Source organism: Pseudoalteromonas sp. P1-9 (assembly GCF_001399975.1).
In the GTDB taxonomy this organism is placed as follows: domain Bacteria; phylum Pseudomonadota; class Gammaproteobacteria; order Enterobacterales; family Alteromonadaceae; genus Pseudoalteromonas.
The window spans coordinates 1-15,063 of the sequence record NZ_LKBD01000058.1; the positions used below are offsets into that span (position 1 = coordinate 1).

At 40.4% G+C, this 15,063-nt stretch carries 10 protein-coding genes; 9 read left to right on the plus strand and 1 reads right to left on the minus strand.

Annotated features, from left to right (window positions below):
* Nucleotides 1-106: 106 nt before the first annotated feature.
* The 6 genes from AN214_RS22335 (at nucleotide 107) to AN214_RS20795 (ending at nucleotide 5,434) form a co-directional block, all read left to right on the plus strand.
* Nucleotides 107-265, plus strand: a complete 159-nt coding sequence (locus AN214_RS22335; protein ID WP_082428655.1) for a transposase — start codon at nucleotides 107-109, stop codon at nucleotides 263-265.
* Entirely contained in the window at nucleotides 247-372 is a 126-nt protein-coding gene (locus AN214_RS23210; protein WP_268795521.1) for a hypothetical protein, read from the plus strand. Before AN214_RS22335 ends, AN214_RS23210 begins: the two co-directional genes overlap by 19 nt.
* A 74-nt stretch (nucleotides 373-446) precedes the next feature.
* Nucleotides 447-626, plus strand: coding sequence for an IS3 family transposase (locus AN214_RS22340; RefSeq protein WP_082428656.1), 180 nt, complete (start codon nucleotides 447-449; stop codon nucleotides 624-626).
* A gap of 416 nt (nucleotides 627-1,042) precedes the next feature.
* The gene (locus AN214_RS20785; protein ID WP_054981466.1) at nucleotides 1,043-2,311 is read left to right on the plus strand and encodes an efflux RND transporter periplasmic adaptor subunit; all 1,269 of its coding nucleotides are present in this window, start codon (nucleotides 1,043-1,045) and stop codon (nucleotides 2,309-2,311) included.
* Nucleotides 2,312-2,325: 14 nt separating this feature from the next.
* The gene (locus AN214_RS20790) at nucleotides 2,326-3,042 is read left to right on the plus strand and encodes an ABC transporter ATP-binding protein (protein ID WP_054981467.1); all 717 of its coding nucleotides are present in this window, start codon (nucleotides 2,326-2,328) and stop codon (nucleotides 3,040-3,042) included.
* Nucleotides 3,035-5,434 (plus strand): ABC transporter permease, encoded by a 2,400-nt coding sequence (locus AN214_RS20795; RefSeq protein ID WP_054981468.1) that lies wholly within the window; start codon nucleotides 3,035-3,037, stop codon nucleotides 5,432-5,434. Before AN214_RS20790 ends, AN214_RS20795 begins: the two co-directional genes overlap by 8 nt.
* 88 nt (nucleotides 5,435-5,522) lie before the next feature.
* Here AN214_RS20795 and AN214_RS20800 read toward each other — a convergent pair whose 3' ends face one another.
* A complete protein-coding gene (locus AN214_RS20800; RefSeq protein ID WP_054981469.1) occupies nucleotides 5,523-6,293 on the minus strand; it encodes a thioesterase II family protein in 771 nt (256 codons plus the stop codon).
* 804 nt (nucleotides 6,294-7,097) lie between these two features.
* Between AN214_RS20800 and AN214_RS20805 the strand changes: the two genes are divergently transcribed.
* The 3 genes from AN214_RS20805 to AN214_RS20815 all read left to right on the plus strand — a co-directional run.
* Nucleotides 7,098-9,542: a penicillin acylase family protein gene (locus AN214_RS20805; RefSeq protein ID WP_054981470.1), complete on the plus strand. Its 2,445-nt coding sequence runs from the start codon at nucleotides 7,098-7,100 to the stop codon at nucleotides 9,540-9,542.
* A gap of 14 nt (nucleotides 9,543-9,556) precedes the next feature.
* Complete coding sequence (locus AN214_RS20810) at nucleotides 9,557-11,239, plus strand: cyclic peptide export ABC transporter (RefSeq protein WP_054981471.1); 1,683 nt, start codon at nucleotides 9,557-9,559, stop codon at nucleotides 11,237-11,239.
* Nucleotides 11,240-11,285: 46 nt separating this feature from the next.
* The coding region (locus AN214_RS20815) for a non-ribosomal peptide synthetase (protein WP_054981472.1) at nucleotides 11,286-15,063 on the plus strand (3,778 nt) is incomplete at its 3' end.

Here is a 15,063-nt window from a genome sequence, read left to right on the forward strand (position 1 = left end):
AATGGCTGGATTAATTGCCTATACCTTTCAGACTAAAAAGCCGAGTATAAAAGTGACTCGGCTTTAATTCTTATGCAGATCTGAGGTTAAAATAGGAAAATTAACGATGAGAAAAAGCAAGTTCACTGAAACCCAAATTGTCAGCATGATCAAAGAAGCTGAATCAGGTATTCCAGTTCCTGAAATTTGCCGTAAACATGGCATTGGGAAAGTACATTTTAGAAATGACGCTCCAAGTATGGTGGTATGGAAGCGTCTGATTTAAAGCGCCTTAAAGAACTTGAAGAAGAAAACGGTACGCTAAAAGATATGTTTGCAACGCTGAGTTTAAAACACTCAATGCTTGAGGATATCATCGCAAAAAAGCTGTAAAAACAAGTTAACGCAGAGCTTGGGTTGAGCATTTAAGGGCTCAATTTAACGTCAGCGTCGCATTTGCTTGTGAAGTGGCAGGGCTAAGCCGCTCAGTTTTTTATTACAACCATAAACGTCCGTCAGATGATGAATTAATCGACGCACTACTTACGTTGGTAGAGCGTCATCAAAATTGGGGACTGCCAAAGCTATTCAAAAGGCTTCACAATAAAGGTAAGCCTTGGAATAAAAAGCGTGTTGAACGCGTTTAAAAATTGCTAAAACTAAACTTAAGATGTAAGTGAAAGCGCTGTGTACCAACAAGAACACCTAAGCCATTAAGTGCAACAACACAACATAATGAATCTTGGTCAATGGACTTTATGAGTGATGCAATAAGGAGAGTTATTCGACTTTTGGCATGTTCAAAGGAAGGAGACGGCGATGATCATTCCCGCTTTGCAATAGAGCTCTTTAAAGGGGTTAGAAATTAAAAATCAGTTAAAAAGGTTATGTGGTACAATATTTTATCGTTTGTTTTTATAAAGTTTCTGGTGTTAGTATAGACTAAAATTCCTTAGCGGTGTTCTGTTAAAGAGCAAGTGTAGTGTAAGAAAAGCTCTGAAACATTTTAGCATCGTTTTACGGTGTATAGACACCATTATTATTGGATAGGGCTTGTATTATAATGGATCGCAAATTACAACCTTCTTCCCGAAAGAAGAAAATTAAAATTGGTGCAGCTGTTGCGATATCAGTGGCGTCAGTGTGGGTTTTATATTCTAGTATTAGCAATCACGGTAGGGGAGAAAGACAGAAAATAGAATTGTCTTCGTTGAAGGTTGAATCAACAAAGTTCGACCAATTTTCCGAAAGCTTGAATGTTAGAGGTGAAGTGTTACCTAAAAGGACGATATACCTAGATGCAGTATCAGGAGGACGGGTCGAGCAAAGATTGGTAGAGCAAGGCGATTATGTCGAGAAAGACCAACCTTTATTAAAGCTCTCAAACACCAGTTTACAACTCAATGTCATCAGTCGCGAAGCTCAGATTACGGAGCAGCTGAATTTCTTGCGTAATACTCAAATGACAATGGAGACAAACCGGCTGAATCTAAAACGTGATCTGTTGGAGATTAAGTATCAAATAGCCCAGTTAACAAGGAAGATAAAACAAGCTGAGCCTCTAGTTAAAACGGGAGTTTTAGAGGTAAACCGAATTCAAGAATTGCAGGAAGATCTGGATTACTATGTCAATCGGAAAGCGTTAACTGAACAACGGCAGCAACAAGAGGAGTCGATTAGGCAAGCTCAGTTTAAGCAGCTCCAAGAGAGCGTAAAAGTGCAACAAGAGAATCTCGAGTTTGCACGAAAAGAACTTGATAATCTACTGGTTAAAGCACCTGAAAAGGGACATCTCAGCCATTTTGATGTTGAGTTAGGACAAAACAAAGTTGTAGGTGCTAGATTAGGGCAAATCGATATTCCTGGTGATTTTAAACTCGTTGCCAAAATCGATGAATATTATCTTAGTCAAATCAACCTAGGAACGAGTGTATTGATCGAAAATGGTAACCAAAAAGTCAAAGCTAAAATTAGCAAAATCGATAGCCGTGTTAACGGTGCTAAGTTTGAAGTCGAAGTGGCGTTACCCAGAGATTTTGTAAAGAGCAATGGTTCGGTAAAACGGGGTCAATCTATGGATATGGAAGTGGTATTAAATAGCTACAATCAGCCTGTGCTCGTCATAAATAAAGGTTCGTTTGTTAACGCCTCGGGAGGTAATTGGGCGTTTGTACTCAGTCAAGATGGCAGATCCGCAAGGAAAACCGCCATCAAGCTGGGGAAGAAAAACCAAGAATACTTTGAAGTGCTTAACGGACTAGAGGAAGGTGATCGTGTGGTCGTGTCCAGCTACAGCAATTTTTACAAAGCAGATATATTAATTCTCAACTGACCGAGAGAAAAACAATGATAAAACTAAAGAAATTAACTCGAATATTTAGAACAGAAGAAGTCGAAACTTGCGCATTAAATGCTATTGACCTGGAAGTAAAAAAGGGAGAATTTATCGCGATAATGGGGCCTTCAGGGTGTGGAAAGTCAACACTTCTATCGATTTTAGGAATGCTTGATTCACCCACTGAAGGTCACTATGATTTTGAAGAACAAGATATAGCGGGATATTCTGAACAAGAGCTTTCGTCGCTCAGAAAGCAGTCCATCGGCTTTGTGTTCCAGAGCTTTAATCTAATTGATAGCTTGACGGTATATGAAAATGTAGAGCTGCCTCTTCGATATCAGAATATGTCAAAATTAGAGAGAGAAGAAAAAGTAGAAAAAATTCTTAAGCGATTCTCCATCGATCATCGAGCTGACCATTTGCCTCAACAATTATCAGGAGGTCAGCAGCAGAGGGTCGCTGTTGCTAGAGCGCTTGTAATTGAGCCTAAGTTGGTTCTTGCTGATGAGCCAACGGGTAATCTTGATTCGAAAAACGGTCGAGAAGTGATGGAAATGTTGCAGCAACTAAATAAAGACGGGACGACCATCGTAATGGTCACTCACTCTGACAGAGATGCAAAATTCAGTGATCGCGTTGTCAGGTTGCTGGACGGCAAAATCATCTCAAATGATGCATCCTCGGAAAGTAGTTCAACAGATTTGGAAGAGGTAAATTATGCGTGAGCATGCCATGGTAGGGAGTTATTTTGTTTCTGGGTTTCGCGCGCTGACTAGAAACAAAATGCACCTTTTCTTAAACATCTTCGGATTGGCAGTCGGCTTGGCTGCTGCTTTATTGGTTACCATCTTTGCATTTCATGAGATTTCTTTTGATAGGAACCTGCCCAAAGTCGAGCAAAGTTTTAGAGTCGTTGAACGTCATATACCCTCTGGAAATGATTACTCGCTGAGCAGCCCTCATGCTTTTCAACACTTAAAGAAAATTACTGGTGTCGAAGACTTTTTCTCTTTGATGAAAGCAGATATGCTCATTGAAAAACGAGTTTCTGTTGAAGATCGAAAATTTGAATTCAGAGAGGTTTATGCCGTCTCAGAAAACATCCTTGATTTTGTAGAAATCGAGGTGCTCAAGGGGGATCTAGATACGGTATTACAACAACCTGATAAAATGGCATTATCTGAATCTGAGGCGATTCGATTTTTTGGAACTACTGAAGCGATAGGTATGTCACTGGTATCAGCTAATGCTACCTGGACGGTTTCAGCTATTTATAAGGACTTACCGTTAAATTCCCATTTGGCTATGTCGGCTATTATTTCGGCAAAACAGTTTGAACGCGTTAAGGGTAAGGTCTCCTTTACTTATTTACGAATCGCGCAAAATGCCGATACCAGCCATATCTCTTCAGAGATTACAAAACTCATGACTAAGATTTGGCAGTCAGACGCCTCCATTTTTTCGTACCGATTACAACCTGTCTTAGATATCCATTTGTCTGCGAACTTAAAAGAAGAAATGAAAATCGGTGGTTCGAAGACCGCGGTTCAAATTAGTCTGGTACTAAGTTTACTACTGGTTATTATAGCCAGTTTTAACTCGATTAACATGAGTATAGCGCAATCTGGCTTGAGGGCTCGCGAAGTAGGGATGCGGAAGGTTTTAGGTGCTGGAAAAGGGCAAGTCATTACGCAATTTTTATTTGAGTCACTTGCAATTACACTTATTGCAGCCTTTATTGCTTGCCTTTTGGCGGAAGTCTTCTTGTCAGACTTTAATCTATTAGTTGGCAGGCAATTAGATATACAGTATTGGGGAGTGGCAGGCGCCGTCGTCCTTGCGGCCGTTTTTGTTGTTGGTGTGTTGGCAGGTCTTTACCCAGCAATATTTATTTCTTCATTTAATGCAAAACGCGTACTTAGCGGTGATCTGGATAGAGGAAAAACCGCTATTTTGGTGAGAAAGTCACTGATTGTTTTACAGTCAGCCTTGTCTATCGGGATGATTATCGCGTCGGTGAGCCTATACCAGCAACTAAACCACCTGCAAAACCTACCCGTTAACTATGAAAAGTCCAATCGACTACGCGTGGATAATATTGATATAGAGAAAATATTCTGGACTGATAGTAAACAATTGCTTCAAGATATAAGCAAAATTGACGGTGTTGTGTCCGTTACCGCAAGTGACTTCGATTTTACACGAAATCTGAATGCTGGGATTTTCAATTTTCATGTGCCTGGGTCAGTCGATTTCCCTCAGCAAATGTGGTACGGCGGTACTGGCTTTAATGCGGTACAGACCTTGGGGATGGAATTAGTTGCCGGTAGAGATTTTGTCAATAGTTCTGATTGGTACAATAGCGATGACCAATCTGCAGCAATTCTTGTTCCAGAGTCATTGATATCTGTTGCGGGTTACAATTCACCTGAAGAAGCTATTGGTAAAGTCTGGAGTTTTACCGGTGGCGGAGTAGACAATATTCAAGGCAACATCGTTGGTGTGTTTAAAGATGTTAAAGTTGGATCTGTGAAAGATTTAAACTTTCCTATCATTTTAGGGTGCGGTTTGTCTTGGGCTATACCGTCTTCACTGGTCATCGAAGTTGAAGAAGATAATGGAAATGTTAGAAGTGACTTAACTCAGTTCTTGCAATCCCGATTAAAACTATTCCCAATAGAATTAACTTCCGTAGATGCTCGTTACCGAGCAATATATAAAGAGGATAGGCGATTAGCAATGGTCGTTGTCGTTTTCTCTGGGCTAGCTGTTTTCCTAACGTGCATGGGGGTGTTCGGTTTATCCGCTTTTACTGCACAAAGAAGACGAAAAGAAGTTGCTATTAGGAAGGTACTTGGCGCCAGTCGACTGAGTTTGCTTAATTTGATCGCGATGGAGTACTTATTGTTAAACCTACTGAGTATGCTCGTCTCGTTCCCCGTCACTTATTACTTGATTAATGATTGGCTAAATAACTTTAACAATAGAATCGACCAATCTATAGTGCTTTATGGGGTTGCTAGCTTAACCGTTGTGTTTGTTACATGGTTGACCACGTCTTCTGTGGCACTATGGGCAGCGAATACTAAACCTAGTTTAGTATTGCGTCAGGAGTAAAAGAGAAAGGAACCAGTGTCTAATTGGTTCCTTTCTAAGTGTAAATTGAAGGGTATTCAATAAAACGTTAAACAAAGCAAGTTTGTAGTTAAGCTTTCTTTGGCTCAATGTGAAGATTGGCCTGGAGCGTCTTTCTACAGACAGAATTCAAACACTCGATGGTGGTTTGGGGGTTTGACGTCAAAAAGAAATGATCTCCATCAATAGGGGTTGCTCCCTGGTAATCGTGTGTTAGATCTTTCCATGCCTCTACATTTGATTTCGAAATGGAATCTCGAGTCCCATATAGAACGCTTATTGGGCAGCTTATTTTAAAGGTGTTAGAGCGATACTCTGAGGCGATTTTGAAGTCTGCCCGTAGCATAGGCAACAGCATATCCATAATTTCCGGATTATTCAGCAGCTCTTCAGGTGTCCCGTTTAAACTTTTTACTCTAGCTAAGAACTCTGCTTTGGGTAAAGTATGTGCCTTACAGCTTTCTCGCATTAGGTGAGGGGCTGCACTTCCACTTGCGATAAAATGGTCGGGAGAACGTTTGTTTTCTATAATTAATTGCTTCGCTAGTTCAAATGCTACTCTGCTGCCTAAACTATGGCCGAAGAAAACAAATGGCGTATCCGTAAAGCGCTGGAAAGCTGATTTTAGGTCTTCAACTAAAGGTTGCATTTCACTATAAAGGCTTTCTATCATTCTGTTTGACCTACCCGGAGGTTGAATTGCAACAAGCTCTACACCTGGTAACATATTTTTCGCCCAAGACGAAAAAATTGCGGCATTACCACCTGCATACGGAAAACAAAAAACCCGTAGTCTAGGGTTTGGTTTAGCATCTAACCTTAAAAACCACTTGTCTGACATGTTATTCAATTCCTTGAGATTCCTAAATATGAAAAAATATTATCCATAACGGTTTTTGACGGTTTCGGCTTGCTATTTATAAAAAGTTAATAAACAGGAGATAAATATTCCTGTAGATTGTTTAGCAAAACGGTCTCACGCGTGAGACAAAGCAAGTATTTTTATTACCGTCTAATTTAAAGAGCCGGAAGTCTAACAGCTATGTAGGATAAAAAAAGATTAATTTTTACTGTTTCTTAATTCAAAGCATAGTATATTATTTCTTCTTGCATTCTTTTTATTGAAGTAATATTATTTTATCAATTTTATCAATTTTATCATATAATTATTAGCCTAGACAAGCGTTTCTAAACTACTGAGTTATAGGCAAGCTTTGCTGTTATCGGGTAATACTGTTGATTTTTGTCCGCTCTAAATTAAATGCAAATATGAGATTGCAAAAACCAGTTAGGTAAGGCTATCCTCGCTTGAGGGATAATTAGAAGAGTAGCTCGTTGCACAGGAATGCGAAGTTAAAAGGCAGCTTGCGAATTTTGTTGTTTTCGTCAGAGGCAAATTAACCATACTTCTGTAATTTACTGAATATAGGCTCAAGCAAGAAAATAATGAGATCGTTAATCCATTGGGTGCCTCATAGCTCCAATTGAAATAGCGCAGATAAAATTCTACCACGAAAGGTAGACAGGCCGAAAGCGTTGAGAACTTTATTCTGTACTAAGATTCGTTTATCAAAAACGGATCGCGGTACCGAATTGTTACTTCACTGCGCTTTTCACTAAGTTATTACTAACAAAGGAAGCTAAGGTGATTAAGTCATACCCACTTTCATCTCGATTTACAGTATTTGTTTTTATACCTGCATTAATCGGGCTTGGTTACCTCATTAATTTGCATTCATCTAGTTTGCCCACTGTTGACACAGAGGTAACAGTAGCCGGAATTGAAGACGAAATTAATATTACGAGAGATATTAATGGTGTCGCGTACATTAATGCTAAAACTGATAGTGATGCATTTTTTGCTGTTGGATTCGTTCACGCACAGGACCGGATGTGGCAACTGGAAATTCAACGTAGGATTTCGCAAGGACGGCTAAGTGAACTCTTGGGCTCTTCGACGGTTAACATCGACCTTAAATTACGCACTCTAGGAATTTATCAGCACATTGATGAAGCATGGAATGCGCTGAGCGATAACGCTAAACGTTCTCTTACTGCATATACTGCAGGTATAAATCAATGGTTGTCTCAGAATAAAGAATTGCCTATCGAGTTCTCTTTGCTGGGTGTAAAACCTGAGCCGTGGCGAGAGATTGACTCTCTAGCTTGGATTAAATTGTTCGCACTTAACTTAAGTGATGCCATTAACTTTGAAATCCATCACTTGGTTGCCGCGCGTTACCTTAACGAGCCTCAACTTCAAGAGTTTTTCCCCAGTTACCCAGCAGAAGGGCCGACAACTATTAGTGAAAGCTCAGATACCGTAATCAAAGAATTGTCATTCTTGAGAGAAATTAATCGGACATTGGAGTCGAACTTTAATATTGGTGGTACTTACGTCGGCAGCAATGCTTGGGCTATTTCAGGTGCATTGACTACAAGTGGAAACGCTTTGCTGGCTAACGATCCTCATACTGCGTTACAAATCCCATCTATTTGGTACGCAATCGATATTAATGGTGAAAATGTATCGTCCAGAGGAATGAGTTTGGTCGGCTTACCCTTAGTCATTTTTGGTCGCAACGATGATATCGCTTGGGCAGGTACAAACTTAATGATGGATGACCAAGATTTATTTTATGAAGAGGTAAATCCCAACAACTTCAACCAATATCGCCATGACGGGGAGTGGAAAAACTTCTCATCACGAAAGGAAAAAATTCACGTCCGTACCGAATTTCCAAGCATGCTGCATGACCCCTATAAACCATTGGAAATCACTATTCGTGAAACAATAAATGGGCCTGTGGTTACCGACTTGTTTTCGGTAAGCAAGCAGCCAATTTCGTTAAAATGGACAGGGAAAGAAAAGAAAGACACCAGTTACGAATCTTTCTTTAAGCTAAATTACGCGACAAATTGGCTAGAATTTAGAGATGCCGCTAGTTTTCACGTTGCGCCAGGCTTGAATATGTTATTCGCTGACAATAAGGGTAACATCGGTTATTCGGTTTTTGGCCGTATTCCTATCAGGGATAATTGGCAAGGATTTCTGCCCGTTTCCGGCTCAGGAGATAACAACTGGACAGGGTACGTCACTACTTCAGAAAACCCTCATGTATTCAATCCAAAAGAGGGATATGTCATCTCGGCCAATAACAAACCCGTGGCGGAGCATTACCCGTACTTTATTTCTAACCATTTTGCTCCCCCCGAGCGAGCCTCCCGAATACAGGCAATGCTGCAAGAAGGGTTAAAAGCAACGGATACCGATCTGGTGTTGTTATCTCAACAAGTGCAAATGGATGTAAAAAGCGAGTCAACTAGGAATGTACTAGCGGCCATTGCACCCCATATGCCAACAGAAAAAAAGTATCAAGACATCCTGGAGGTTCTGAAAGGTTGGAACGGCGAGATGACTGAAAATAGTTCGGCTGCCACGTTATATCATGTCTGGATGAAGTTCACTCGGCAAAAACTATTTTCAGATGAATTGACAGTGCCTTTCAATCAGTCTTTAGATAATTCTTTTACAAGTAGTCTCGTATCTGCGGTTTCACCACAAACTTTGGTTAAAGCATTTGAGCCTGGTGGAATCGACTGGTGTGATGTGCAGTCTACAGAAGCTCTAGAAACTTGCAGGGAAATATTAAGTATGGCTTTAGACAGTACCATTCAGGAGCTAAGTAAATTAAAGAGTGATGATGTGGATGACTGGGCCTGGAGTGAAGTACATTTTTCAGTCTATCCGCATATGGTATTCAATCAAGATAATATGTTTAAAAGCGTATTTAGCCGAAAAGTTTTCAATATTGGTGGTACAGATACGGTCAATGTATCGGGTTCTAGTTTTAAACTATCTGCAGGTTATGAGCAAAACTTTGGTGCGACCCACAGGCAAGTGATGACGCTAGGAAAATCTGAAGAAGTTCACTTATACATGAACTCGACCGGTCAGTCAGGAAACCCATTTAGTGATCACTATGACGACATGATTGAGCCCTTTCAACGGGGAGAATATGCCAGTTTTGAAGCACCTAGCAAAAGTGAGGGCGCAAGCTGGTTAACCTTAATTCCAACAAATAATTAATTCGGAGCTATCCAATGAAGCTGTTTTCTGCATTTACTAAAACTGCTCCTAACAAAGTATTTCTCTCCGTGATTCTTGGGGGGCTATCAGGAGTATGCTATTCCTTATTGATCCCGATTGTCCTACAAGCGGTTAACCAATCTCACGGCTTTTTAAAAACTGATTCAAGCTTACATACTTTTTTAGGGTATGAAATTAGTCATTACAAAGTTGCTACTCTGTTTTTGTTTACTTGTATTTTTATACTGATATCGAGAACTTGTTCTCAGTTGATTTTGGCTAGAATCTCACTGGATTTAACATCAAAGATCAGGCGAGACTTTTACGACAAAATTGCAAAAGCTCCGATCTCTTCGTTAGAAAATATCGGTTATGCAAAACTAATCGCCACTATTTCTGGCGATGTCGGCCGCATAGTTGGTGGTGCCAGTATCTTACCTGATATTCTTATTAACTCTGTCACTCTCTTTGGTATGCTTGGGTTTCTCTTGTATCTAAATGCTGACGTTTTTTGGTTTGTGATTATGGCTATTCTATTTGGTGTCATCACTTATCAAATCCCAATGTATTTCGGTAACAAATATTTCTACAAAGCACGGATGAAATACGACTCCCTTCACACAGCAATTCAAGGGCTCGTGTTCGGTGCTAAAGAATTAAAGCTTAACAAAAATAAGAAGGACAAGTTCTTTAAAGATATTCTGTTAGAAAGTGAGCGCGGCGTTATCTCTGCAGAGAAAAACGGAATATCCATTACTAGAGCAGCTGCAAACTACGGAGATCTACTTTCATTCTTTGTAATTGGCGTGGTTATCTTTGTTTTCGTAAATTATCATTCAGTAAGTAATGGAGAGTTGTTGGGCGTAATTATGGCATTGTTGTATATAACTACGCCAGTATCAATTATTATCAATTCGATTCCTAGTATCATCATGGCCAAAGTTGCTTTGAATAAAGTAAAAACGGTCTTTGATGAGTTATCCATAGAAGAGTTTTCTACTGAAATATTCGACGTAAATTGGAATTCAATAAAGTTTAAAGGGGTTGAGTATAGCTACGGTGGGGGTACCTCAGGCCGTGCTTTCAGTCTTGGCCCTGTTGACCTTGAAATCAAGCGTGGACAAGTGACTTTCATTGTCGGAGGAAACGGCTCAGGAAAGTCGACACTAAGTAAAGTTATCAGCCTGCATTATCAAGCAACCGGCGGAAAAATTTACTTTGAAGATGAATTAATTACAGCAGACAACACTAATGCATACCGACAAACGGTTTCAGCCATATTCTCCGACTACCATTTATTTGACAGATTACTAGATATAAGACAAGAAAATGTCAATGAACTTATCGAAGATTACCTAAAGCAGTTGGCACTAAAAGAAAAAGTCACCATTACTGATGGTGAGTTTTCCACATTATCACTTTCGGATGGTCAAAGGCGCCGTATGGCACTGTTAGTTTCTTTTCTCGAAGATAAGGATCTTTATCTTTTTGATGAATGGGCGGCTGACCAAGATCCATCATTTAAGCACTTTTTCTACCATCAAGTACTACCTGACTTAAAAGCGAAAGGTAAAGCAGTCGTCGTTATTAGTCACGACGATCGATTTTTCGATGTGGCAGATGAAATCGTCATTATGGAAGACGGAAAAAGAGTCGAGGAGTACGGCGGGTTTATGGGTATATCCAAAGCTAGCTAGAGAATTTCAATCAATCTTATAAAAAATATAAAAAGAGAGTTGTTCAGTGCTTTTTTCATTAACATTGTCCCAGCGCGATATTTTCTTTGATCAGGAAAAGAATAGCAAAAGTCCATTTTACAATATTGGCGGTTATATCAGGCTGCGAAAGGTAAATGTCGACAGACTCATTGAAGCTCATGGAAGTTTAGTTGAGCTTTACGATGTGTTTGGTTTGCGAATAAAGGTAAACCAAGACGGTGTTTTCCAGTACGTTTCTCAAAAACGTAATACAGAATTACCCGTTATCGACTTCTCAGCGGAAAACGAGCCTTCGGAAAGCGCGGATCTTTGGTTAAAAAGCTTGTTCACAACTCCTCAAGAGTACTTGGACACAGAACTGTTTCAAGCCTATTTACTAAAGCTCGGAGACCAGGAGTATCGTTATATTGGTTTCGCCCATCATCTCATCATGGATGGGTGGGGGTTTGCTAACTGGGCTAAAAGGTTGGGCGAAATCTATAATGATGTCGCTGAGCTAGCGGCTCAGGTCTCTTGGCTCGAAATCGCTGAAAAAGATATTGACTATCAAAAGAGCGCCAAATTTGAGAAAGATAAAATCTTCTGGCAGTCACATTGCAGTAAGGATGCTGTAAACCCACTCGTCCCGTTTTATCAAAAACAATATGAAGGAACGATGCCGAGACCGAGTGGACGTGAAATTGTAAATATTGATAGCAACTTATTTATAGCGCTGAAAGAAGTTGCATCATCGATAAATGTAGGGGTAAATCATTTATTTCTTGGTGTACTAAGTGCATATTTTTCTCTAACTACTGAGCAATCAGAGTTGATTTTTGGCGTACTGACTCACAATCGCAAAAATCACGCACTAAAGCAAATGCTTGGCGTTTTCATCAGTGCAAACCCTTTGAGTATATCAGTAGACACGCAGCAAAGTTTTACTGCCCTTGCGCGAGGGATAGCAAGTGCTCAAAAGGCCGCACTTAGGCATCAACGTTACCCCATTGGAGATTTGATAAAAGATTTAGGGAAGTCGGGTCAAGAAGGTTCGTTTTTTGATATCGGTTTCAATTATCTTAAATTAGACAGTGAATTGACGTTTGAAGGTGAGGTCGCTGATCTCGTTTATTTAAGTCATGAGCATGAAAAAACACCAGTAATGGTGACGATATGGGAATACGGCGAAACTAACTCGGTTGAAATTCAGATAGATTATAACTTTTGTTACTTTCAACCCGCTGAAGCTGTTCTGTTAGGAAGGCGCTTCGAGTGGTTACTTCGAGCGATTTGCGAAACACCGCAAATCCAGGTTGCCGATTTACCTTTAATTCCTGAACAAGAGAGACAATTTTTGCTCAGTTCGATAAATAATACTCAGGCTGATATTAATGTTAACACGCTACCAGAATTGTTTCAGAAGCAAGCTAGCATTTATGCAGACAATGTTGCTGTAAGATTCGGTGGCGAAACCCTGACATATGCTCAGTTGCAGCGCAAAGTAAATTCGGTAGCTGTCTATTTAACAGCTTCAGGCGTAAAGGAAAACACGCTAGTTGGGGTCTGCTTGGAGCGGTCTATAGACTTAGTAGTTGCCTTACTTGGTATTATGCAATCCGGAGCCGCATATTTACCGCTCGATCCTGACTATCCGTTAGCCAGACTCCATTATATGCTGACAGATAGTCAAGTTAGCCACGTGATTACTCAACCTTCATTGGAGGTTTTTTTTTCAGAACAGGTGGGGCTTAGGCATCTCATCCATTTTGAGCAGATAAGAAATAAGAATCATGCTGAAAAGCGATTGTTAGGCTCTCAAACTCCCTGCCTCGCCAATGCTAACTCTCTTGCATATGTGATCTATACATCAGGCTCCACCGGCAATCCAAAGGGCGTCATGGTTGAGCAGCATAACGTGGTTAATTTATTACTATCCATGCAGAAAGAACCAGGCCTGTCTGCTGAGAGCAAAGTATTGTCAGTTACTCCTACTAGCTTTGATATTCATGTTCTAGAGATCTTTCTCCCTCTAATATCGGGTGCAGAACTGGTTCTTTGCAGCAAAGAACAAAGCGTTGACCCTTTGATGCTATGTGAACTGGTTAAACGGCACCAGATTACTTTAATGCAAGCAACGCCAACTACTTGGCAAATGGTTAAAGAGTCTGGGTGTTGGCAAGGAATGGAAGAGGTAACTGTTCTTTCTGGTGGTGAACCGTTACCATTTCATCTAGCTTGCTGGTTGTCAGATACTTCTGCGTCGGTATGGAATTTATATGGCCCAACCGAGACTACAGTATGGTCCACTGCTGAGCAGCTTGAGAAAAACTTCCAACGAGTGACTATAGGTAAGCCGATAGCCAACACCCAATGTTACGTAGTTAACCGTGCACTAGAGCTATTACCCATCGGAGTGACTGGGGAGCTCGTCATTTCTGGGGAAGGCCTGACTCGCGGATACCTAGGAAAGGATGCTTTAACTGCAGACAAGTTTGTCACAAACCCTTTTGATGGGGAAAAGCGACTTTATCATACTGGTGATATGGCCAGAGTACTCAGTGATGGTCGGATAGAATGTCTCGGCCGTTTCGATGATCAGGTTAAGCTGAGAGGTTTTCGAATTGAGCTAGAGGAAATTGATTATCAACTGAAAAAGTTAGATGTTGTTGTGAACGCGATTACAGTTATTAAAACTTTGGATAGTGGAGAACAAAGTATGCTGGCGTTCACCATTTTATCTGACGTTTTAGAAAGTGAATTTGATCAAGAGCGAATAAAGGAATGTCTAGCTAAAGTATTACCTGCTCATATGATTCCAGACAGTATCTTAACCGTTAAGTGCTTTCCCACTACTCCAAGCGGAAAAACCGATAAAAAAGCACTATTGTCATCGGCTCGTGTCGTTCAAAGCCGAGCTGTATTGCTTGCAAGCTCTGACACTGAGCTGGCCTTAGCCAATACGCTTGGGGAATTATTAGATCTTACTTTTGAAGAGGTCGATTTTGGTAAAAGCTTATTGCAGTTGGGGGGGCACTCTCTAATTGCCGTTAAACTCATTGCCGACATTAAATCTCGGTTTGGCGCGAAAATTAGTATGAGTGAGATATTTTCTGCGGTAACTATACGAGATCTAGCGAAACGGATTACAGAAAGACAATCTCTAGCAGCAAATAACAAAGTGATTAAGCCTGTTAATAGAGCTTTAGATCTAAGACTGTCTTTTTCACAGGAAAGATTGTGGTTTTTAAAAGAGTTGGAAGGCGTTAGTAGTCATTACAATATGGCAAAAGCATTGAAGATAAATGGTTGCTTTAATGTTGATTTAGCCGAAAAAGTGCTCTCAGCCATTATTGAGCGACATGAAATCCTGCGCACTACATATCACTGTGTTGGTGGACTTCCAAAACAGCAAATTCAATCTCCTTTTTCATTCTATATGGAACGAGAAGACCTAAGCGATTTATTTGAGCAAGGGCAATGTAACACCCTACACGACATCATCGACGCATTTATAAGTTATGAATTTGACTTATTCGCTGAACTTCCTATACGAGCCACTTTTGTTTATCTAAACAGGAATTCTGGCAATGAAAGTGGCGTGCTAATGATAAATATGCACCACATTGCTTCTGACGGTTGGTCTATCGGGATTTTCGTTGCCGAATTCCAAAAGTTATATACTGCCCTTATCGAGGGTAAATCAATAGACACGCTTTTACCCCCGCTGGCGATTCAGTATGCAGATTATGCCCATTGGCAACGGACGTGGTTAACCGAGTCAGCATTAGCGTCACAATTGAGCTATTGGCAAACACAACTGGATG